Below are 20,626 nucleotides of genomic sequence, written 5' to 3' on the forward strand. Positions count from 1 at the left end.
CCGGCATTGCTGTGAGCGCTGCAGCGAAGGAAATTAGCCCCCTAAACATGCAATTGAGGCTCTGTTCGATAGGAGTGGAGCTTTAGCACTGGACCATCCTTGAGGAGCGACTTCCGGTTTATCGTATGCCTGGTTGGCGTCCCCTCAAACTGATTACCGCCAAGCACTAACACCTTGTCACCTTGATCAGCCAGAAAAAAACCGACGTGCCCCTTACCTTGTGACCTCATGTTTTTGAAAACAACAATGTCACCCGGGTTAGGTGATTTTGTCTCCTTTCCCCAGTCTCTGAATGAAAGCGCAGCAGCACTCTTGGTCCGGGGGCTTGCATCTGGCGGAAGCGTTTTGCCAGTCGAGGCCATCATGAGGCATTAGTTCATGAACGCCGCGCACCATGCTGTCGTGTCTCCACTGGGCTGAAGCCTTGTGGCCTTGAAAAACTCGACGATCACTGGGTTCCATCGTACCGGCCAAGCAGTGATGTAGGGTTTGCGGTCCTCTCCGTACTTGCCTTGACCCACGTCGTGGAAGTACAGAGCGATCTCAATTGGAGTACAATTCATGGGCACCGCCTTAAGCACCTCACGGGCAAGTCTCTCTTCCGCGCTCGTTGCCGCCTGGGTGCCCATCGGTGTGTAGTCTGTGAGCACGCCTTGGTTGAGGGACGGCTGATCCTTGAAGGCTTCCAAACTTGATGGAATGAGTGGTGCTTCATCGTCTTCCTGCGCGAGGGCACTCCAGTTCGGCCCGTCTGCCAATACGAATCGTGGTACGACTGCAGCGAGGCAGGTAGCTACCAAGATGTCGCGTCGTGATAGAGACATGGGAGTGCCCTCAAGTATGTTGCTGTGTACGCCCTGTCCCAAGTGGGGCGGGCTCTAGTGTCGGCAAAGTCAGCACAATTACTTCAAGTTGAAATAACACCCAAGAACGGAACAACCCTAGCTAAGCATTCTCGATGGGGGAGTACGGATCAAACTGGTCACAGTTAGTAATAGTAGCTCGCTAACCTATTCTCGCTACTTGTGGCACTCAGTGAGTATCCCGGCAGGGGACATACTGTCGCCTTCAGCTTCGGTCCGCCATACGTGCGGCTCACGCGGTTCCACAAGAATTGGTGGCTCGTAAAGATCAGCTGCTTGGCTTGGGAAGCCGGCGGATGCTCTACCCGATAGGACACAGAGTAGCCCTGGGAGCTCAGATTGTGAGATTTGGCGAAGGGTGTTGATGATCACGATGCAATTCTTCGGAAATACTGTATTAATAAACAGCCTTGGCTTACCCGTCAAATCCTGGTAGAAGGAGTTGTTCATCATTTTGCTGCTGCGCAAGGCAATGTGCCGGCACCGGCTCCTTGCATGCTCCGGGTCAATGCTGCCTTCAGCGGTGAAACTGCGCATCGCTGTACAGCCTAAAAGTCAATGCTCTCGAGTCCGTGCGAAGTCGGGGGATGGTGTCGGCGAATATATGCCTCCAGCCGCAGAATATCCTTTAGTAGGCGTTTGAAAGCCGTGAGGCAGCTCGGCCACCACTCGACCGCGTGCGCCCGTCAGGTCCGGTAGTAGAGAGCGCCGGCGCCTGATCTACTTCGGTTGGTGTTTCAGCAGAAACTGGTACGGTTTGTTCTCGGTCCCGGATCCGTCAAAAGATGTTGATGACCAGTAGGAATACCCTATCACACGTGGATCATTGGCCATTATTTCCTCGGTAGCAGATAGGGCTTTCCCCATCGCCTCGTCCCAAGTGTATCTACTCCATTGCTGTCCGTAGGCTGCAAGACCGAGCAAAATGGGGCCTCTGATACCCTTCATTATTCCTGCTATGTAATGCTGCCTGTTACCCGGGCCTGTCCTGCTGTCATCGAAAGGTTTGCAGTCTTCTTGGCACTTGCTGTAGGCCTGCATAGAGACAAAGTCGGCCGCCGACAGCGGAATCTCTTTAGCTCCAATGTGGCCCCCATGGGTTGTAATGCCCACTGATACACCTGGCTTCAGAGCCTTCACCCTATCCTTCAGGTCTTGAAATGCCTCGGCATGGGTTTTGTAGCCGCAAACTGCGTTACGCCTCCACTTGCCCTCAAGATCAAGCTCAACTGCATCGATGCCACCGGTAACCAAGGCGGGCACTAGGTCTGAGCTTGAATCGAGAAGGTCATCAATGGCGACCTTCGTTGGTGGCAAGTACACAGTCGCTATGACATGCATCTGCTTAGCTCGAAGAGCTTTCACCAGCTTCTCTACTTGGTCCAACGTGGCAAGAGGTATTGGTCTCTCGGCTTTGGAGGCAGGGATATGGGGCGGACATTTAGTTGCTTCTGCAGGGTCCTTCGTCAGCATGATGTGGACACGGCGGACACCAATGTCTTCGAGCTTTTGGATCAACGCGTCTGAGTAATTTGCAGGGCTTTTCCACCACACGCCACGCCCCTTGAGCACATCCTCGATATCAGCTGCTGACACACCCATTGAGAGCATTATCAGCAGGAACAGCGCTTTATTCATGTTGGGTCCACCGGGCTGATTGGTTGGATCAGCTTAGATTAGCCTCTGTGCGCCGTCCAATGAGCTCGGAGGCAAATTCGCGATATGCCTTATTATGGAATTAAATTTGATCCTCCTTGACGCGGGGCCGGAATGCGTCTGCACTGAGAGCTATAGCGTTCCCTCGAATTAATCATTGTTCAAGCGTCCTAGGTGAATGTACATGAGAGTCCACTCGAAGATAGCTAGTGTGTTGTTACTATTAGGTGCTTCAATGTCAATCTTTGCAGACGACTGTGGAGTGCCGGGGGCGATAGTAGGAAAATTAGATAAGAAGAAAATCGATTTAAAGGCTCGTTTCTTTCAAGACGGATCAATAGCTGTGAGAGCACGGTTATCTGTAAACCCAGATGGTGGTCCTGGTTCGTACACAGTTGGTGATCACGGATTCACCTATATTGCGAATGGTCTATCTGCCTGGCGGAATGGTAAGCGCCATGAGTGCGACATACCGTGCTCAAAAGAGTTTAGAAAAGCTGAATCGAAAGGCTTCGAAACTGGCACCACCGAGTTCTGCGTCTTCGCGATGGAGGTCGAGCCGTTGGAACCAGGCCGTGGACTTGTGTCATGCGGTGACGGACGACTTGTAATTGGGAACGGTAAGGGGAAACCAAAATTGGGCGGTATGCTAGATACTGTTACCGGCAAGCAAGTCAGATCTTATGTTTCTACAACATCTAGTAGGCATACTATTGAGGGGGTTGTTCAGCATTTGGATTCTGAAACACTCCCGATCGCCGTTACGCCAAGGACTGATCTGCTTGGAAAGGTTGTTTGGATAGGTGGTACGGGTTACAGAAGCACGTACGCCATAATCGGGGACAAAGGTCCTGCATTCGGTGAGGGTTCTATAGCGCTCCACCAGCTGTTGCGTACTGGAGTAATTTCAGAGCAGAAGTCAGGACCTATCGCTTTAGAAGATCGTTGTGGGGCTGGCGAACTAGGATTGCGGCCACCGTTTCAATCAAGACCGGACCGTCCTAGTGACAAATGCAGACCTGGTTATACGGCTAAGTCACCAAGCGATATTCGAGCCTACACAGGTATAATAGAAGAGTTGGATTTCGTGGTTCTTGGCGATGCCAAATTTCAAATGGATGGTAGAATAATAACAGAGGCAGTTTCTGCTGAGTCGATAAAGTCGACGGCGGACAAAGCTGGCTACACAAAAGAGGCAATTGATAAAATGCTCGCATGCCTTCCAAGGTGAATTTAAGTGCTTGTGATTAAATCCGTTCAAAAGTGATCACAAGCACTGCTTAGTTGAATTAGAACTGCTTGGTGCACGAATCGAGCCGAGCAAGAACCAAGGTTTCTTCTTCTTGCGCAAGGTTCGCGCTTGCAGCTTTTGCAGCAGCTCCATTTTTTATATATATATCGAATTTTGTATTGGCATCCATCTCAGCTCTCAGAGCTTCTTTTAATTGTTTCAAGTCTGGGTCCTTCAGAACCACAGTAGACTGAGCCTGATACAGCTTTCGGCGAACTTCTTCGATATTTTCAGACGCTGTTGTTATGCCCGGATTGGAGAGAGGGGTTACATCTGGGAGGGGAGCGACAACACCCAGCATGCAGTCCATGGCGATACTGGCTTTACGGTAGTTCAATGCCTGAATCGTAAAATCATAGCGCTGGCCGTAGATGGAAGAGCCGGCCGCAATGGCACTCCCGGTGTAAACGGTCGAGGCTGATTTAGTTAAACCTCCGATAACACCGATGATCCCACCAGCCACGGCCGTGTCCTTGGCAGCGTTATTCGCGGTGACAAGGTCGTTATGGACCTTGAAATAATGATCGCGGTAGATCATCAGGTTGAGCTTCAAGTCGTGTTGAGTCTCTGGTTTCTTTAAGGCCGCGGCGAGTGCACCTAGTCGTTCTGGGTTTGCTTCTCGCTGTGTACGTGCAGGCCTAGTCTTTCCACCGCCCCCCACGCCGGTTTGAGGCTGGAGAACGGAGTCATTCTCTGTTGGTTCATTGACGGGGAGGGGGTAGGGGTTAACACAACCTGTGAGCAAGCTAATCGATAGCACAGTTGCAGGGCCTAAACCTAAGCGCATACACGTCCCCTAATAATCGGTGATGAGGATACTCAATACCTGGATGATAGCTTAGGGCCACGATAAGTCATTCCTAGCGTAACTAGGAGCGATCGATATCGGCGGAGCCGTTATTTTGGCGTAGGTCATCAAACGATCAATGGCGTCTATAGCATGGCACTCCGGCCATCTAGACACCGCCTGAGCATTCCGCTCTCATACGTCACGCATACCAATGCGTTGGCATAATAATAAGAGTTCTGGGCTGTCCTTGGGTTGCTGTGACGCATGTCTTCTGCACTTCTTTGGGGCCGGAGTTTTAAGCTCGGCCGAGATGTGACAGACTGAAAAGGAACAGTTTTTGCTGATGGTCAGTCGTTAGCCATTCGCTTGTAGTGCATGGTAACTCAGCTAGGGCTGCTCCTGTTTAAACCTAAAGAACACCTTTTTCGTAAATAATAATTGACGAAAAATTACCCGCTTGAGTGCGGTTGAATGCAGGCTCATCATTCGTGTCAAGTCATCCTGACATCGTGTCAATGTTTCGTGACAAGTGGGGGAAGTGTTTTGCCGTGCTGGCACTCCCCGCGTATCATTTGCGACAAAGCTGGTCGGAGATTGATATGTCCCTTTACAGTGCTGGCGTCGAATACGGCATCCATTGCCTGCTGTTTCTGGTAGGCGAGGGCGGTGAGAGCCGTGATTCCAGCGTGCGCGACCTGGCCGAGTTGCAGGGCGTACCGCAGGAATACCTGGCCAAGGTCTTCACCAAGCTGGCACGTGCCGGGTTGGTGGCCGCCACCGAAGGCGTGCGCGGTGGTTTCCGCCTGGCGCGGCCGGCGGCTGAAATCAACGTGCTGGATATCGTCAACGCCATCGACGGGCCGAAGAAGATTTTCGATTGCCGCGAGATCCGCGAACGCTGCACGCTGTTCGAGGGCTCGCCGCCCGCTTGGGCGACGGAAGGCACCTGTGCGATTCATGCCGTGATGCTGGGGGCGCAGAAGCGCATGGAAGAGGCGTTGGCGCAGCAAACTGTTCTGGCATTGGCAATGCGCTTCGGGCGCAAGGCCCCGGCCGAGTTCGGGCAGCAGGTCGATGCCTGGATGGCCGAGCGGCGAGAGAGTAAAGGGGCTGGGGATATTGCAGTGGATCAGCTTTGATTTTGATTCCCACATTGGCGCCGGTGTCGAGGCCGGTGATGGCTTATCACGTCCAGGGCACCGCCGCCAATGTGGCGAAAGTTACACAGGCTCTTGCGCTGCTGGCGCAAAAAAAACGCTGTATGCATCATTGCTGGTCATACGTCTCATTATCGCTAAATGGGTCTGACGGTTATCGGAGTATGCATATTAAGCCGTGGCGGAGCGCCGTTAAATTGTCCGTGATAACCTGATGCCGTAATTTGCACGGGCAAGCTTTGACTTCTGACAGTAATAACCCAATTGCCTTGGGCTTCGTTTGGGTATTTTTTATATCGCATGGATATAAAGCCACATGCGTCCTGCGAGGGATGCAAGCTATCAGCTGTTGGCCGGTGCAAGAAGCTGTATTCTGTATGTGGTATGTACGCGACCTGCCCTTTCCCGTGTTCTTTCAGTAAATTGTACTGTTCGTTTTCTTTTTTACTGAAGACGTGATAAACACGATACTGCGTGTCATTTATCTGGTCCACAACAAAACTGCAGCCGCTGAAATTATCTGTGAATAGAGTGGTTGGCTCCGTGCCTGTGGGGTGAATCGGAATGTCATAATACTTGTTCTGAGGCACCCAGTACGCTGAAATGAGTTTGTTGTTGTCACTGGCTCGTTCAGTGCTCGTGGGTGTGACATTAATAAAATCGTGTAACGTATTGCTCCTTGGGGAATCAACCATAAAACGTCGCGTTTCAAACAATAAAATACCTGGCTCTCGGTCATTTCCCATCCACCTCGGATCTGACGGGAGTCTTGCATCAGCACCGATAGCGATCGGCAAGGCACTATTATCGGCCTCTTCAAAAGTTATAGGGAGTTTAAGTCGGATGGCGCCTTGGCCCACATAATTAGGGTCGTAGGATAACTGTGGCTCGGGGTTGTACCCAGAACGGATGTTTTGATAAAGAGGAATGGTCTTTTCGCCTACGCCTCCCCTTAATTTAAGTACGGTCCAGTTTCCATTACTCTCTTTTACAATATCGGTCGGCAAGTTGGTCACGGATGTGCCGTTTTTATCTGCCGGGATGGGTGAGCCATTTTTCCTGAAACCATTAATCCTTACCCATCTGCCATCGACATAGATATAGTCTTTGTTGGTGGTCAAGTTTCTATAATAACCGCCTTGATAGGTAATGCCTCTGAGCTCCAAATCGTCTGCAACAATTCTGGCTTCATGTGAAAAATTACCGTACAGTGGAGTTAATGGTTTGGATGTTATGATGAAGTCGCGAGATCCCCTGCTGTCGATGGTTGTATTTTCTATTAATTTTTTTTCATTAATTAGATTTCCATATTTAGGTGTTGCAAGGTTGGCCAGATCTCCAAAGCCCTTCATGAGACTGCTAATGTCAATAAGGTTGTCGTGTGTGATGGTGCCTGAATCAGTTACTTTGATAACTTCCTGAATCACAGCGCCAGCCATGGTTAATCCTGCAACTACCGGGCCCACAACAGGAACTCGCATAAGCAGGGTTTGTAAGATAAAGCCGATGGAGGAACCGATGTTATAGGCGATGGTAACACTTTCCCTGTTGGAGGTGAAAGGCAGGGTAATGACCGTTGCAAATACTCCCACAGGGTTTTTTAAAGCTTCGGCGGCTACATAAGCGGCTTTCGCCCAATTGAATGAACTGTACAAGGTGCCAATAAAATTCATTTGACAAACGGTGTTTATTTTGTCGTTGATTTTTTGAAAATCAGCTTCTGTATAGACAGCGTGAAGGGGTATCTCAGGCTTTGCTTGTCGCTTGTATCGGCTGACTGTCAAAGTGCCATTTAGACGTGAAGTTGTCAGGGTGTCCGCTAATGGGTGATAGTAAAGATTGTTTCTCAGGTGCAATGGGATATGTCCTCTGACCTCAACCCAAACACCTTCATCGTTTTTAGGCGGCTCGAAAGCGCTGTATCGATATTCGGCAATACGGAAACCTGCTTCGCTATCTTGTTTTGGGTAATATTTGAGCCACAAGCTAACGACTTTGAAGTCGTGGCCCCATGTGCAGACATTGGATTTGCCCTTGTTGTATTTCGCGGCGATTTTGTGATCACCATTTTCCACAGTTAAGGATGCTTTCCACTTACCCTCGCTGTCCGAGGTGGTTAAAGCAGAGAAATATATCGCTTCTCTCTTCCAACCGTTATGGCATAGCCAAATAAGTGTATTTGCTGGGGCGTTTCCTTTAAGGGTTATGTGTCGTCTGTTTATTTCGCGGTTTTTCAATGGGTGATAAATATGAATGTCAATCGCGTATGGCTTGCTGCATCCATATGGAAGTGTCTCGCCGGCGCTTATTTCCTCCTCAGTATCCTCAGCCTCCTCTTCGATGATGTCGACTTCTTCCTGTTCGACGGTGCCCTCATTCGGTTCTGCGGCCTCATCGTTGCCTTCTAGCGGTAAGTCATCCGAATGCATGATGACGCTTTGTAAAATCATTTCTGTTTCAGGGTCAAGCTGTGCATGCTCGCATATGAGCGTGTGCAACGCGTCGTCCGTCGTTGATGTCGTGTCAACTATAACTTTGAGGTCGTTGAGGGTTTTGCAGAGTGTGTTGAATTTGTCGATAAACTTTTTATTTCCAGTCACGATGAGATTTTTGTCAGGCGATATGCCAACATTTAGGACTGAGATTTTTGCCATTGGTTCATTGGGTAGAGAGATGTGCGTACTTAAGATGGATGGTGCAGAGGCTATAAATAGTTCTTCCAAATCGTTTTTTACGAAGTCATCAAAATGAAATGACTTTCCATTAAAGCTGTGCGTTTTTTTCAGGTCTATTGATTTGGTTTTTTTGTTGGTGTCGTTAAATATTTTTATTTTTCCTATCTTCCAATTTATCTCTTTGATGGTGCCCTGTTCCAAGACAGGGTTGATAGTGTTTTCAGCTTTTATCCATAGCCTCACATGGCTATCTTTTGCGAAATCGCTCAAGTTAAGGCTTTCATTCCCACTATGGGAAGGGTCAAACTGCTGATAAAGTTCCATGGGGTATCCTCAGTTTATGCATTTATCCTGGTAGCTGACGGCCGTATCCATAACGGGGCTGCGCCGGAATTATGCAGGCGGGCCATCGGCGAGACTTATACTGCGTAAGCCATTGCTCATGTATGACGATCTTCCGTTAATACCGCTTTGCGCTTGGTACGTTTGTCCTGCTTTTGACCGGGCGACCAGCGCCCGTGTTGATGGACGTTGTTCTATCTTCCAGCGTGGATTTTTTCTGAGGTCTTCAGGCTTGATTATGCAGGCACACTAATCCTATTGAAACTGGTAAAAATGTCAGGTCATAGGGGCAATTCAACTCTCAGTAAACCACTCGTCGTCCCTCGGGTATTTTGGCTTGTGAAGCCTCAGCAACGCTCTAGCTTGCGGCCACGGCTGTCCAGACACACCTCAAACCAATAGAAGCATGCGCCCATACTGCCGAGTTCTGTATTAAATCCCGCAAATCCAATTACTGCCGTTTGAATGTCAACGGGTGTTGTTTTGATTTCTTCTCTATGGCGGGCAAGGTAGGGCGTAGCAGTTACGCCTCAGCATGGCGGAGGGTGTCCTTATCCCGACAACCCAACCTGCCTGCCTTCCAAACGCTGCTCGCTCTAGGCGGTGAATGCACCCCCCTTTTCAGGCAGAGCCTAGCGGCCCTCATGTCGCCGCCGATAAGCCCCCGGCTGCTGGCCCACCGCCTTGGCAAAGGCCCGGGTAAACGCCGCCACCGATTGGTACCCCACCTGCGCGCCCACCTGTTCGACGGTATTGCCCGCCTGCAACAGCTGGCAGGCAAGGCGCATGCGCAATGCCAGGAGCACCTGCCCAGGTGACTGCCCGGCCAGCTCACTGAAACGCTTGAAGAAAGCCGAACGCGAAAGCCCGGTGCAGGCTGCCATGCGCTCCAGCGTCCAGGCCTGGCCCGGCGCTTCGATCAGCTGTGCCAGCAGCCCGGCAAACGCTGGCTGGCGGGCGAGGGCGACCAGGCCGCCCAGTGACTGCCCGGCAATGACCTGCTGGCGCAGCACGTACAGGAACAACAGGTGGGTCAGGCGCTCCAGCAACGTCTGCGACGGGCCAGCGGCCCGCCGGCATTCTTCCAGAATGAGCTCGAACAGCGCCCGCGCCGCACTGCCGGCGGGGTCTTCGGCGCGCAGCAGGATCCAGTCGGCCAAGCCTTCGACAATCAGTGAAGACAGGCCGGACTGGAAATGGAAGAAGCCACAAACCAGCCCGACGCCGTCGCTGGCTTCGCTATCCAGCGCCTGCATGGCCTGGCGCGGTTGGGCACAGGCGTCGACCGGGTCCTGATCGCTGGACAATCGATAGGCAAGGTCGCGCAACAGGAACACGGCATCTCCCTTTTCCAGGCGCACCGGCTGCGGCTGGCCGTCGATGTGCAGCCAGCAATGGCCCTGCACCACCAAGTGGAAGCTGGCGCGGCCCATGCCCTGGGTGCTGGCGTGCCAGCCACCGCAGTAGCGGCCGACATGAAACAGGCTGGCATCGAGCTCCAGGCCCTCTAATAACCAATCGACAAGGTGGCTGGACGAAATCATCTAATACAAAGACTCAGGAACAAGGAAAGGCGACTGATGAATATGGAGGGTAATTCTTATAACCAACAGACTGTAGTGACACCCATCAAAGGAGACCACTCCATGTCCTCGCGTATTACTTTACACACGCTGCAGAGTGCTCCGGAAGCGGCCCGGCCGTTTCTCGAGAATGCCCAGAAGAATTCGGGCTTCATCCCCAACCTGCTGGGCGTGCTGGCCAACGCCCCGGCGGCGCTGGAAACCTACGTGACCGTTTCGGCACTCAATGGCAAGTCCGAGCTGAGCCTGGCCGAGCGTGAAGTGGTGCAGCTGATTGCCGCCACCCGGCATGGCTGCGACTTCTGTGTGGCCGGCCACACCGCCGTGGCGCTGAACAAGGCCAAGCTGCCGCAGGAAGTAGTCGATGCCCTGCGTGCCCGCGGCGAACTGCCCGATGCCCGTTACGAAACCCTGGCCGCCTTCGCCCGTGAAGTGATCGACACTCGCGGCAACGTCGGCGAAGCCACCTATCAGGCCTTCCGTGAAGCTGGCTTCAGCGAAGGCAACGCGCTGGAAGTGATTTTGGGGGTAAGTCTCGCAACCCTCTGCAACTTTGCTAATGTTTTCGCCCAGACGCCGCTCAACGAAGAGCTTGGCAAGTACCGCTGGCAGCCTTCTGCATAGCCCACGTGTGAGCGCGGACCTGACGCGGTCGTTGTAGGAGCGGCCTTGTGCCGCGAATGGGCCGCAAAGCGGCCCTGGCGTTCAAAAAGGAGCAAGACCATGCAAGATTGTGCATTTCGACACTGGCTGGATGCCAATGCCGAGGCCATCGACCGGGGCCTGTGCGAACCGCAGCAGGTGCTGGCGCAGATCGCCGAATCTCAGCTGCTGCGCGTGGGTGTCGACCCGGCGCTGGGCGGCACGGGCGGGCAGGTGACCAACGCGGTCGAGGCGATTGCCGCTATCGCCAGCCGCTCGTTGGCCGCAGCCTTCGTCTGCTGGGGCCAGCGTGCCTTTATCGAATACCTGTTGCACAGCCCCAACCAGCCCCTGCGCGAGCGCCTGCTGCCGCGCTTGCTGACAGGCGAGCTGGCCGGCGCCACCGGGCTGTCCAACGCCATGAAGTTCCTTTCCGGCATTGAAGCGTTGCAGGTGCGTGGCCGGCCGGCAGCCGATGGCTGGCACTTGGAAGGGCGCCTGCACTGGGTGACCAACCTGCGCAAAAGCGGCTTCGTGGTGGCGGCGGCCATCGAAGATGAAGCCGGCGGCGCGCCGTTCGTACTGGCCATTCCTTCTGACGCCCAGGGCCTGGAACGCTCCGACGACTTGCAACTGATGGGCCTGCAGTCGAGCAACACGGCGGCACTGGCCTTCCACCAGGTGCCGTTGGCGCGTGACTGGCTGCTGCACGAGAATGCGCGCGAGTTCCTGCCACGGGTACGCCCGGCATTCCTGGCGCTGCAGTGCGGCATGGCCATCGGCCTGGCGCGACGGGCGCTGGAAGAGGTTCAGGCGCACCTGCACGGTCGCGCCTCGTTCCTCGACGAAGCCCGGCAGGTGCTCAGCGAGCGCCTGGAAAACACCGTCAGCGAGCTCAAGCAGGGCCTGCTCGAAGGCCGCTTCCAGCAACAGCCGGCGGCCTTGTTCAAGCTGCGCATCACCTTGGCTGAATGTGCCGCCGATGCAGTCCAGCTAGAGTTGCAGGCCAGCGGCGGCAAGGCCTACCTCAGCGAGTATGGAGAAGGCTTCGCCCGCCGCTGGCGCGAGTCGGCATTCGTGCCGATCGTGACGCCGAGCCTGGTGCAATTGCGCGCCGAACTGCAACGCCAGGCGGGCGCGGCATGAGTGAAGTGTTGCTCGAAGCCCGCGGCATCAGCCTGGGCTACCCGCGGGAGGGTGGCTGGCAGCAGGTGCTGGCGCAGTTCGACTTGCAGTTGGCGCCGGGCGAAGTGGTGAGCATTCTTGGCCCCAGTGGTGTCGGTAAATCCAGCCTGCTGCGGGTGCTGGCCGGCCTGCAACAACCCGGGGGCGGCAGCGTGAGCCTGCACGGCCAGCCCCTGCAAGGGCCGCACCCGCGCCTGGCGGTGGCCTTTCAGGACCCGAGCCTGCTGCCCTGGCTGAACCTGGAAAAGAACGTCGCCTTCGGCCTGGACTTTGCCCGCCAGCCCAAGCTGGCCGCTGACGAGCGGCGCGCGCGCATCGACCATGCGATTGCCGCCGTGGGCCTGGCCCACGCCCGTGGCCAGTACCCGGCGCAGTTGTCCGGTGGCATGGCCCAGCGCACCGCACTGGCCCGCTGCCTGGCCCGCCAGCCCGAGGTGCTGCTGCTGGACGAGCCGTTCGGCGCCCTGGATGAAGTGACCCGCGCCGACATGCAGCAACTGCTGCTGCAACTGATCGCCACCCACAACACTGCGGCGGTACTGATCACCCACGATATAGACGAAGCCCTGCTGCTGTCCGACCGGGTCCTGCTACTGGGCAACCACCCAGCGCACATCCTCGGCCAGTGGCACATCGACCTGCCGCAACCGCGCGCCCAACGGGTCGAAGAACTGGGCGCGTTGCGCATCGAAATCCTCAAAACCCTTCGGCGGGCAAGCCGCACAGGCGAACCTACCCCAACCCCGTTGCCCTCGGAGGCTGTCCATGTGCATGGATGACTGCTGTTCCACTTCTTCGCGTCGTGATTTTCTAAAGCTTGGGGCCATGCTCACCGCCGCCGGTGCGCTGCCGTTGCTGTCGAGCTTGCAGGCGCGCGCGGCTGCCGAGCCGGATGCGCCGGTGCGCATCGGTTACCTGCCGATCACCGACGCCACGCCGTTGCTGGTGGCCCATAACAACGGCCTGTTCGAGGCCGAAGGCATCAAGGCCGAGCGCCCGGTGCTGCTGCGCAGCTGGGCACAGGTGATCGAGGCGTTCATCTCTGGTCAGGTCAACGTCATCCACCTGCTGTCGCCGATGACTGTATGGGCGCGCTACGGCAGCAAGGTGCCAGCCAAGGTAGTGGCCTGGAACCATGTGGGCGGCTCAGGCCTGACCGTGGCGCCCGACATAAGCGACATGAAACAGCTCGGTGGCAAGACCGTGGCCATCCCGTTCTGGTACTCGATCCACAATGTGGTGCTGCAACAGATGCTCAACGACAACGGCCTGACGCCGGTGTCGAAGCCGGCCAATGCGCAGCTGGCCGCCACCGAGGTCAACCTGCTGGTGCTGCCGCCATCCGACATGCCGCCAGCACTGGCCAGCAAGCGCATTGCCGGCTACATCGTCGCCGAGCCGTTCAACGCCCTGGCCGAGAACCTCAAGGTTGGCCGTGTGCAGCGCTTTACCGGCGATGTATGGCGCAACCACGCCTGCTGCGTGGTGTTCATGCATGAGCATGACCTGAACAACCGCCCGGAGTGGTCGCAGAAGGTGGTCAATGCCATCGTCAAGGCCCAGCACTGGACCCGCGACCACCGCGCCGAAGCCGCTGCGTTGCTGTCCAAGGCCGGCCCCAACAAGTACACCCCGCACGAGCCCGCGGTGCTGGCCAAAGTGCTGGCGCCGGCCGCCGAGGACCGTGCCGGCTACGTTGCCAGTGGCGCCATTCGCCACCAGCAGTGGGACGAAAAGCGCATCGACTTCCAGCCATACCCGTTCCCCAGTTACACCGAAGAGCTGGTCAAGCGCCTGAAAACCACCCTGATCGAGGGCGACAACGCGTTCCTTGCCGGGCTGGACCCGGTGCAGACCGCCCGCGACCTGGTCGACGATCGTTTCGTGCGTAATGCCATCGCTGCGGTTGGTGGCCCGTCGGTGTTCGGTATTGCCGACAACTTCGAGCGTAGCGAGGAGTTCGCCGTCTGATGCGCACGCATGTCGTACACGCCAGTCTTGGGCTGGCTGGGTTGCTGGCTTTGATGCTGCTGTGGTGGGCCGGTGTTGCCGTGTTTGGCCAGGCCGAAGGGCTGTCGGCGCGCTTTTCGCCGGCGGCAACGTTGGCCAGCCTGGTCGAGCTGTTGGGGCAGGGTGAGGTTTACGGGCACATCTGGGTCAGCCTCAAACGTATTCTGGTCGGGCTGCTGCTGGCGCTACTGATTGGCGTGCCGTTGGGCTTGCTGGTGGGCAGCTATCGGCACCTGGAAGCGGCGACCACGCCGGCGTTTCAGTTTCTGCGCATGATCTCGCCCTTGTCGTGGATGCCGGTGGTGGTGATGCTGATGGGCGTGGGTGACCAGCCGATCTACTTCCTGCTGGCGTTTGCCGCCTTGTGGCCGATCTTGCTGAACACGGCGGCAGGGGTGCGGCAACTGGACCCACGCTGGCTGCAACTGAGCCGCAGCCTGAGCGCCACGCGCTGGGAAACCTTGTGCAAGGTGATCGTGCCGGGGGTGATCGGCCACGTGCTGACCGGCGTGCGCCTGGCCATCGGCATTCTTTGGATTGTGCTGGTGCCGTGCGAAATGCTGGGCGTGAGTGCGGGGCTTGGCTACTTCATTCTCGATACCCGCGACCGGCTGGCGTACTCCGAACTGATGGCGATGGTGCTGCTGATTGGCGTGCTGGGGTTCGTGCTGGATGCCTTGGCGCGTGGGTTGCATCGGCGCTGGGTGCATGGCTGACGGGTGTCATTGTGGGGGATTGCTCAGCCCCTTGGGCTGCGCTGTCCGGCAGAGAACACCGGTGATTGTGGGAGCGGGCTTGTCCCGCGAAGGGGACCGCACGGTGCATGGCACCGGCTTTGCCGGTGTTCGCGGGGCAAGCCCGCTCCCACAGAGACACTGCTGATTCAGTAAATCAGCGGTTTTTCCAAAACGGCAGGTTTACCCGCCAATCGGCCCTTGGGTCAATGCACGGTCTTGCGCTGGTGTACGCACTCCAGCGCCTGGGCGGCCAGTTCATCCAGCCGCTCATCGCGCATCTGCTCCGCTTCGATCATTGCATCCTCTCCCTGCTGATTAAGCAGGTAGGTATGAATCTGCAACACTTCAGCTGCCTGATAAATCGGCGCAATGTCCAGGCGCCCGATCAGCGCACCACTGGCCTGGCCGGTACTGCTCATCAGCACCTGCGGCCCATTGGCGGCCACCACTTGCATGCCCATCGTCTCGAACCACGGCACCTGGCTGGCAAAGGCATTCAGTTCCACACAGGCATGACGTGCCTGCAGGTCGCTCAGCAGGGCACGGGCGATGCCCTGGCGGCGATGGCTGGGGCGCACGGCAAGAAATGCCAATGAACACGCCTGTTCATCGTCCTCGGCCGGCAACGACAGGGCAAAGCCCAGCAGCTGGTCCGGCGCCTCGGCATCCAGGGCAAGGGTCAGCGCCACGGCAAGGCCGCGGGTGCCATCCAGCGCTTGCAGGTATTGGTGCACCTCCATGCCTACGCCGTACTGGTACAGCGGGTACAGCGGGTTGTCGGCGGTGATGGCGACACTGCTCAGTTCGCCGACATGGTGGATCACCAGCTCGCGGATCTGGTTCTGGAAGGATTCGGGCGGCACGCTGTCGAGGCGGCTCAGGATGAACATCTTGGGGGTCGGCTCCGGCGGGTGGGAATACAGCCCGGGCCAGGTTGGCGCGGGCTGTACAGTTTAACCGGTTTTGCCGTGTCAGCCTTGTTGCTGTAATGCACCGAGCATCAGGTCGAGGTTTTGCACGGCCGCACCGGAGGCGCCTTTGCCCAGGTTGTCGAACACCGCGGTAAGCAGCACCTGGCCATGCTCGGGGTTGGCATACAGCGCCAGGCGCAGGTCGTTGCTGTCGTTCAATGCTTCGGGGTCAAGGTTGGCGGCTGTGCCTTGCTGATGCAGCGGCATAACCTGGACGTGGCGGGCACCCTGGTAATGCTGTTCCAGGCAGGCCTGCAGCTGTTCGGCGCTGACCTGGCCGGGCAGCAGGCGCAATTGCAGCGGGATACTCAGCACGATGCCCTGGCGGTAGGCACCGTAGCCGGGCATGAACATCGGCCGCGCCGACAGCCCGGCGTGTTGCTGGATTTCGGGTACGTGCTTGTGTGCCAGCTCCAGCCCATACAGTTGCAGGGCCGGGGCATTGCCGGTACTGGTTTCGTGGCGCTCGACCGCCGCGCGGCCACCGCCGGAGTAGCCAGAAATGGCATGTATGCCCAGTGGGTAGTCGGCTGGCAGCAACCCGGCCTTGACCAGGGGGCGGAGCAGGGTGATGGCGCCAGTGGGGTAGCAGCCCGGGTTGCTGACACGCGTGCTTCGGGCGATGCGCTCGGCTTGCTGCTCGTCGAGTTCCGGCAGGCCATAGACCCAGCCGGGGGTGGTGCGGTGCGCGGAGCTGGCGTCGATCACCCGCACCTTGGGGTTGTGGATCGTCGCCACGGCCTCGCGGGCGGCATCGTCGGGCAGGCACAGCAGGGCGATGTCGGCGCTGTTGATTGCCTCGCGGCGGCGCCGCAGGTCTTTGCGCTCAGCCTCGGGCAGGGTGAGCAGGTGCAGGTCGCTGCGGCCTTGCAGGCGAGCATGGATCTGCAGGCCGGTTGTGCCTTGGTCGCCGTCGATGAAGACAACAGGAGTGTGCATGTTCGGGTCCGGTTGGGTAAGGATGGCCTATGCTCGCCTATGGCTTTGATAATGAAAATTTGAATATGATGACGGTTACATTCAGTTTTTCTGAACACGTCACTCAGGCCGGTACTGACCATGCGCGAAATCAGCCTCGACCGCCTCCGCACCCTGGTGGCCATCGCCGACCTGGGTTCTTTTGCCGAGGCCGCCCGCCAGCTCAACCTGGCAGCGCCCACCATCAGCCTGCATGTGGCCGAACTGGAAGCACGTATCGGCGCCCCGTTGCTTGGTCGCGCCCGCGGCCAGGTGCGCCCCACGGCCATTGGTGAAACGCTGCTGGCCCGTGCCCGGCGCCTGCTGGCCGACGCCGACCTGGCGCTGGACGAAGTGCGCCGTCAGGTTGAGGGGCTGACTGGCCGGGTACGCCTTGGCGCGTCTACCGGTGCTATCGCCCACCTACTGCCACAGGCGCTGGAGCACCTGCGTGTGGACCACCCGGGGATCGACGTGCAGGTACAAGTGCTGACATCCCAGGCGTCGCTGGGTCGATTGCGTGAGGGGACGCTGGATATCGGCCTGGTGGCCTTGCCGCAGGTGGCCGGCAAGGGGCTGACTGTTACCCCCTGGCGGCGCGACCCGATCCTGGCCTACGTACCGGCCGACTGGCAGCCGCCGGCGAAGGTCACGCCGGCCTGGCTGGCGCAGCGGTCGTTGATTCTCAACGACAGCAGTACCCAGCTGTCACGGGTTACCGGGGAATGGTTCGCGGCAGCGGGGTTTTACCCCGAGCCGCGGATCGAGCTGAATTACAACGATGCGATCAAAAGCCTGGTCGGCGCCGGGTATGGGGCGACGTTGTTGCCGCAGGAAGGCGAGGCAGGCGAGTTGGACCGGCGGATTGCGCGCCGGCCCCTGCGACCAGGGTTGTGGCGGCAATTGGGTATTGCCTGTCGGGAGGGGCAGGTGGAACGGGCCACGGGGTATGTGTTGCAAGCATTAGAGCGGTTGCGGCAGTAGGTTTACCGCTGGGCTGAAGCGCTGCGCTGCAGGTGATGGCCAACTATGCTTTTTGCTGCGTCGAGCCGAATACACCTCGACGAACCCCACGGTTTTCCAGGAGAACGTTCCATGAAGCCTATGAAATGCATACCTTTACTGGTGATTGCTTCAGTATTGAGTGTTGCCGCCCATGCTGACCCGGCAAGCAACTGTGCAGCCAAGATCAAGGAACTCGAGGACTTCCACAAAGCGAGTGGCCAGGCGATGCATGGCGGCATGGCCCATGATTTCAAAGTCCACCTGCAAAACGCAAAGGAGGCCCAGAGCAAGGGGGACATGGCTCAGTGTCAGGCGTCGGCGGACCAAGCCAAGACCATCTATAACAAGGCACGTAGCAAGTAAGCCCTTATCGGCCTTTTCGCGGATAGGACCGCGAAAAGGCCGGTGCGTCAGAACCAGCGGTCGTTCTTCCTGCGCCCCCGGGTCAGTGCCGGCAAGATCAGCCCCGCCAGCAAGCCCGCGCCGGCAATGCTGCCGCCATACACCATGTAGCGCATCATCACCTGCTTGTTCTCGTCACCCAGGCGCGCCTGGGTATCGCGCAGGGTCGACTGGCTCTCGTCGAGCTGCTCGTTCAGCGCTTTGTTGCGCGCCTCCAGTTCGTCGATCAGCTTTTTCCGTGAGTCGAGGGTTTCCTGCATGCCCTGTACGCGGCTCTTCCAGCTGTCATCGATGGTTTTCAACTGCCCTGTCAGGTCTGCCACCTGGGCATCGAGCTGCGGCAGGCGCTCGTTCTGGCCCGGCACCGCCTGCAAGTCGTTGCTGAGTATCCATACCACATCGCCATTCTGCCCACGCACCTGGCTGTAATTGCCCTGAGTGCCGAGCAGGGTCAGCGGTTGCCCGGACTTCAGGGTTCCGACAATGCGGTGGCCGTCGGTGGGGCCGCTGCGCACATAGGTGCTCAGGCTGTCGCTGACCCAGCGTGCGTCGCTGGCGGGCTCTTCGGCGTGCACCGGCGCGGCAAGGGCCACCAGGGTGGCAATCAGGCCGCCGCGCAGGGCAGGGAGGACGAAAGCGGTTGGGCGGGATTCGGGCATGTTGGGTCTTCGCTGAAACAGGACAAAAGTAGGCCCGGTGACTGGGCCGATGAACCGGTCGGTGAGTTGACCGTCAGCCAATGACCCTTTTTTTGTCAGCAGGTTCACTACCTGATGTCGGAAATATCTGCAGAATGTTGCAGAACTCGCCCTCCCAGCGCTTCGCCGCCGATGACGCAATTGTAATGCGCCGATCACCTTGCCGTTATCTGCCGGCCGTCAATCTCGGCCAGCCGACACCACTATAAAGACGACATACAAGGAGCATCGGATGACCTGCAGATCACCCCTGAAACTGGCTGCGTGCATGGCGCTCTCCGGCGTCGGCAACCTGGCGATGGCGTCGGACGAACCCGCGCAGGGTTTTGCCGAGGGCAGCACGCTCAGCGTGCTCAACCGCAACTTCTACTTCAACCGCGACAACCGCGATGCCGCAGCCCCCACGCGCAACCCCGGCAAACAACCTGATAACGGCTATTCCGAAGCTTGGGCGCATGCTGTCATTGCCCGTTTCGAGTCAGGTTTCACCCAGGGCACCGTAGGCGTTGGCCTGGATGCGTTCGCCATGCTCGGCCTCAAACTGGACACCGGGGGCGGCCGCAATGGCGGGCGCAGTTCGTTCGATGTTTTGCCGGTAGACCACGACGGTCAGGCCCGTGACGAGTACACCAAATTCGGTGGTGCCGCCAAGGTGCGCCTGTACGACACGGTGCTGAAGGTAGGCGATGTGTTCCCTGCTAACCCAGTGGTGGCCGCTGGCGACTCACGGCTGCTGCCGGAAAGCTTCCGGGGCGTGACCCTGGAGAATACCAGCATCAAGGACCTTGTCCTGCAGGCCGGGCGCCTGCATGCCATGAGCCAGCCGGTGTCCAGTGACCTGCGGGAGAACTTCGTGACCTTCTACGGCGGCCCGGTCGATTCGCCATGGATCGCCTACGGCGGCGGTGACTACACGCTGAACGATTATGTCAGTGTCAGCCTGTTCAGCAGCCGGCTCAAGGATGTGTGGAATCAGTATTACGCCGGCACCAGCCTGAGCTGGCCCCTGAGTGATGAGCTGGCGTTGATTGGCGGCTTCAACTATTACAAAGCCGTTGATGAAGGGCAGCAGCGCCTGGGCGCCTTCGACAACAACATCTGGAGCGCCAAACTGGGGGTGCGCTTCGGCGCCCACACCCTGGCGCTGACTCACCAGCGCAACAATGGCGACGATGATTTCGACTACCTGCGCCAATCCGACTCGATCTTCCTCGACAACTCCATCCAGTACAGCGATTTCAACTCGCCCAAGGAACGTTCGTGGATGCTGCGCTATGACCTGAACATGGCCGCCTATGGTATCCCCGGGCTGTCGTTCATGACGCGTTATGGCAAAGGCACCGACGCCGACTATTCCAATGCCAACGCCTTCTACATGCGCCGCGATGCCGACGGCAACCCGCTGACCGACCAGAAGCGCTGGGAGCGTGACATCGAGGTCAAGTACGTGGTGCAGACCGGCGCAGCCAAGGACCTGTCGTTGCGCGTACGCCAGGCTACCACCCGGGCCACGGCGTTCGAGTCGGACCTGGACGAGGTGCGGCTGATCGTGGAGTACCCGTTGTCGGTCCTGTGAATTCACCTGGGTAGCCTTGCTGCTCCTTTGGTTTGGGTGGATGTTTTGGCGCTCCGTGCGGGGCGCTTTTTTTTGCGCTCAAGGGT

The 20,626-nt window shown here is 57.6% G+C and carries 18 protein-coding genes; 10 read left to right on the forward strand and 8 right to left on the reverse strand.

Annotated elements, in window-relative coordinates:
- Nucleotides 1–371 precede the first annotated feature (371 nt).
- Together J3A71_RS13770 and J3A71_RS13775 are read right to left on the reverse strand one after the other, a co-directional pair.
- Nucleotides 372–824 (reverse strand): hypothetical protein, encoded by a 453-nt coding sequence (locus J3A71_RS13770; RefSeq protein WP_209952966.1) that lies wholly within the window; start codon nt 822–824, stop codon nt 372–374.
- A 759-nt stretch (nt 825–1,583) separates the two neighbouring features.
- Nucleotides 1,584–2,501 carry a hypothetical protein gene (locus tag J3A71_RS13775; protein WP_012314219.1) on the reverse strand — a complete coding sequence of 306 codons (918 nt, stop codon included), beginning with the start codon at nt 2,499–2,501 and terminating at the stop codon, nt 1,584–1,586.
- 202 nt (nt 2,502–2,703) lie between these two features.
- On the opposite strand from J3A71_RS13775, the gene J3A71_RS13780 reads away from it, so the two are divergent.
- Entirely contained in the window at nt 2,704–3,750 is a 1,047-nt protein-coding gene (locus J3A71_RS13780) for a hypothetical protein (protein ID WP_146018910.1), read from the forward strand.
- A 58-nt stretch (nt 3,751–3,808) separates the two neighbouring features.
- Here J3A71_RS13780 and J3A71_RS13785 read toward each other — a convergent pair whose 3' ends face one another.
- Entirely contained in the window at nt 3,809–4,363 is a 555-nt protein-coding gene (locus J3A71_RS13785; protein WP_012314220.1) for a hypothetical protein, read from the reverse strand.
- An 836-nt stretch (nt 4,364–5,199) separates the two neighbouring features.
- On the opposite strand from J3A71_RS13785, the gene J3A71_RS13790 reads away from it, so the two are divergent.
- Entirely contained in the window at nt 5,200–5,739 is a 540-nt protein-coding gene (locus J3A71_RS13790; protein WP_023047062.1) for an Rrf2 family transcriptional regulator, read from the forward strand.
- 155 nt (nt 5,740–5,894) lie between these two features.
- Here the strand turns inward: J3A71_RS13790 and J3A71_RS13795 are convergent, their stop codons facing one another.
- Together J3A71_RS13795 and J3A71_RS13800 are read right to left on the reverse strand one after the other, a co-directional pair.
- Entirely contained in the window at nt 5,895–8,756 is a 2,862-nt protein-coding gene (locus tag J3A71_RS13795; RefSeq protein WP_209952968.1) for a hypothetical protein, read from the reverse strand.
- A gap of 650 nt (nt 8,757–9,406) precedes the next feature.
- On the reverse strand, nt 9,407–10,318 hold the full coding sequence (locus J3A71_RS13800; RefSeq protein WP_016487508.1) for an AraC family transcriptional regulator: 912 nt from the start codon (nt 10,316–10,318) through the stop codon (nt 9,407–9,409).
- 102 nt (nt 10,319–10,420) lie between these two features.
- On the opposite strand from J3A71_RS13800, the gene J3A71_RS13805 reads away from it, so the two are divergent.
- The 5 genes from J3A71_RS13805 to J3A71_RS13825 all read left to right on the forward strand — a co-directional run bounded on the left by J3A71_RS13805 (nt 10,421) and on the right by J3A71_RS13825 (nt 14,910).
- A complete protein-coding gene (locus J3A71_RS13805; RefSeq protein WP_024717863.1) occupies nt 10,421–10,981 on the forward strand; it encodes a carboxymuconolactone decarboxylase family protein in 561 nt (186 codons plus the stop codon).
- Between the two features lie 99 nt (nt 10,982–11,080).
- Nucleotides 11,081–12,145 (forward strand): acyl-CoA dehydrogenase family protein, encoded by a 1,065-nt coding sequence (locus tag J3A71_RS13810; protein ID WP_016487506.1) that lies wholly within the window; start codon nt 11,081–11,083, stop codon nt 12,143–12,145.
- Nucleotides 12,142–12,963 carry an ABC transporter ATP-binding protein gene (locus J3A71_RS13815; RefSeq protein ID WP_016487505.1) on the forward strand — a complete coding sequence of 274 codons (822 nt, stop codon included), beginning with the start codon at nt 12,142–12,144 and terminating at the stop codon, nt 12,961–12,963. The genes J3A71_RS13810 and J3A71_RS13815 overlap by 4 nt, the downstream gene beginning before the upstream one ends.
- Nucleotides 12,950–14,155, forward strand: coding sequence for an ABC transporter substrate-binding protein (locus tag J3A71_RS13820; RefSeq protein WP_016487504.1), 1,206 nt, complete (start codon nt 12,950–12,952; stop codon nt 14,153–14,155). Before J3A71_RS13815 ends, J3A71_RS13820 begins: the two co-directional genes overlap by 14 nt.
- Entirely contained in the window at nt 14,155–14,910 is a 756-nt protein-coding gene (locus tag J3A71_RS13825; RefSeq protein ID WP_016487503.1) for an ABC transporter permease, read from the forward strand. The genes J3A71_RS13820 and J3A71_RS13825 overlap by 1 nt, the downstream gene beginning before the upstream one ends.
- A gap of 224 nt (nt 14,911–15,134) precedes the next feature.
- On the opposite strand, the gene J3A71_RS13830 is transcribed toward J3A71_RS13825, so the two are convergent.
- A complete protein-coding gene (locus J3A71_RS13830; protein ID WP_016487502.1) occupies nt 15,135–15,821 on the reverse strand; it encodes a GNAT family N-acetyltransferase in 687 nt (228 codons plus the stop codon).
- A gap of 81 nt (nt 15,822–15,902) precedes the next feature.
- Nucleotides 15,903–16,841 (reverse strand): N-acetyl-gamma-glutamyl-phosphate reductase, encoded by a 939-nt coding sequence (gene argC, locus J3A71_RS13835; RefSeq protein ID WP_095115125.1) that lies wholly within the window; start codon nt 16,839–16,841, stop codon nt 15,903–15,905.
- Between the two features lie 120 nt (nt 16,842–16,961).
- On the opposite strand from argC, the gene J3A71_RS13840 reads away from it, so the two are divergent.
- Nucleotides 16,962–17,843, forward strand: a complete 882-nt coding sequence (locus J3A71_RS13840) for a LysR family transcriptional regulator (RefSeq protein WP_016487500.1) — start codon at nt 16,962–16,964, stop codon at nt 17,841–17,843.
- A 111-nt stretch (nt 17,844–17,954) separates the two neighbouring features.
- Nucleotides 17,955–18,227, forward strand: a complete 273-nt coding sequence (locus J3A71_RS13845) for a hypothetical protein (RefSeq protein WP_016487499.1) — start codon at nt 17,955–17,957, stop codon at nt 18,225–18,227.
- Between the two features lie 47 nt (nt 18,228–18,274).
- On the opposite strand, the gene J3A71_RS13850 is transcribed toward J3A71_RS13845, so the two are convergent.
- Complete coding sequence (locus tag J3A71_RS13850) at nt 18,275–18,925, reverse strand: TIGR04211 family SH3 domain-containing protein (RefSeq protein ID WP_096426184.1); 651 nt, start codon at nt 18,923–18,925, stop codon at nt 18,275–18,277.
- A gap of 271 nt (nt 18,926–19,196) precedes the next feature.
- Between J3A71_RS13850 and J3A71_RS13855 the strand changes: the two genes are divergently transcribed.
- A complete protein-coding gene (locus J3A71_RS13855; protein ID WP_096426183.1) occupies nt 19,197–20,540 on the forward strand; it encodes an OprD family porin in 1,344 nt (447 codons plus the stop codon).
- Nucleotides 20,541–20,626 lie beyond the last annotated feature (86 nt).

The organism is Pseudomonas sp. PvP089 (assembly GCF_017875165.1).
GTDB classification, from domain to species: Bacteria; Pseudomonadota; Gammaproteobacteria; order Pseudomonadales; family Pseudomonadaceae; genus Aquipseudomonas; species Aquipseudomonas fortuita.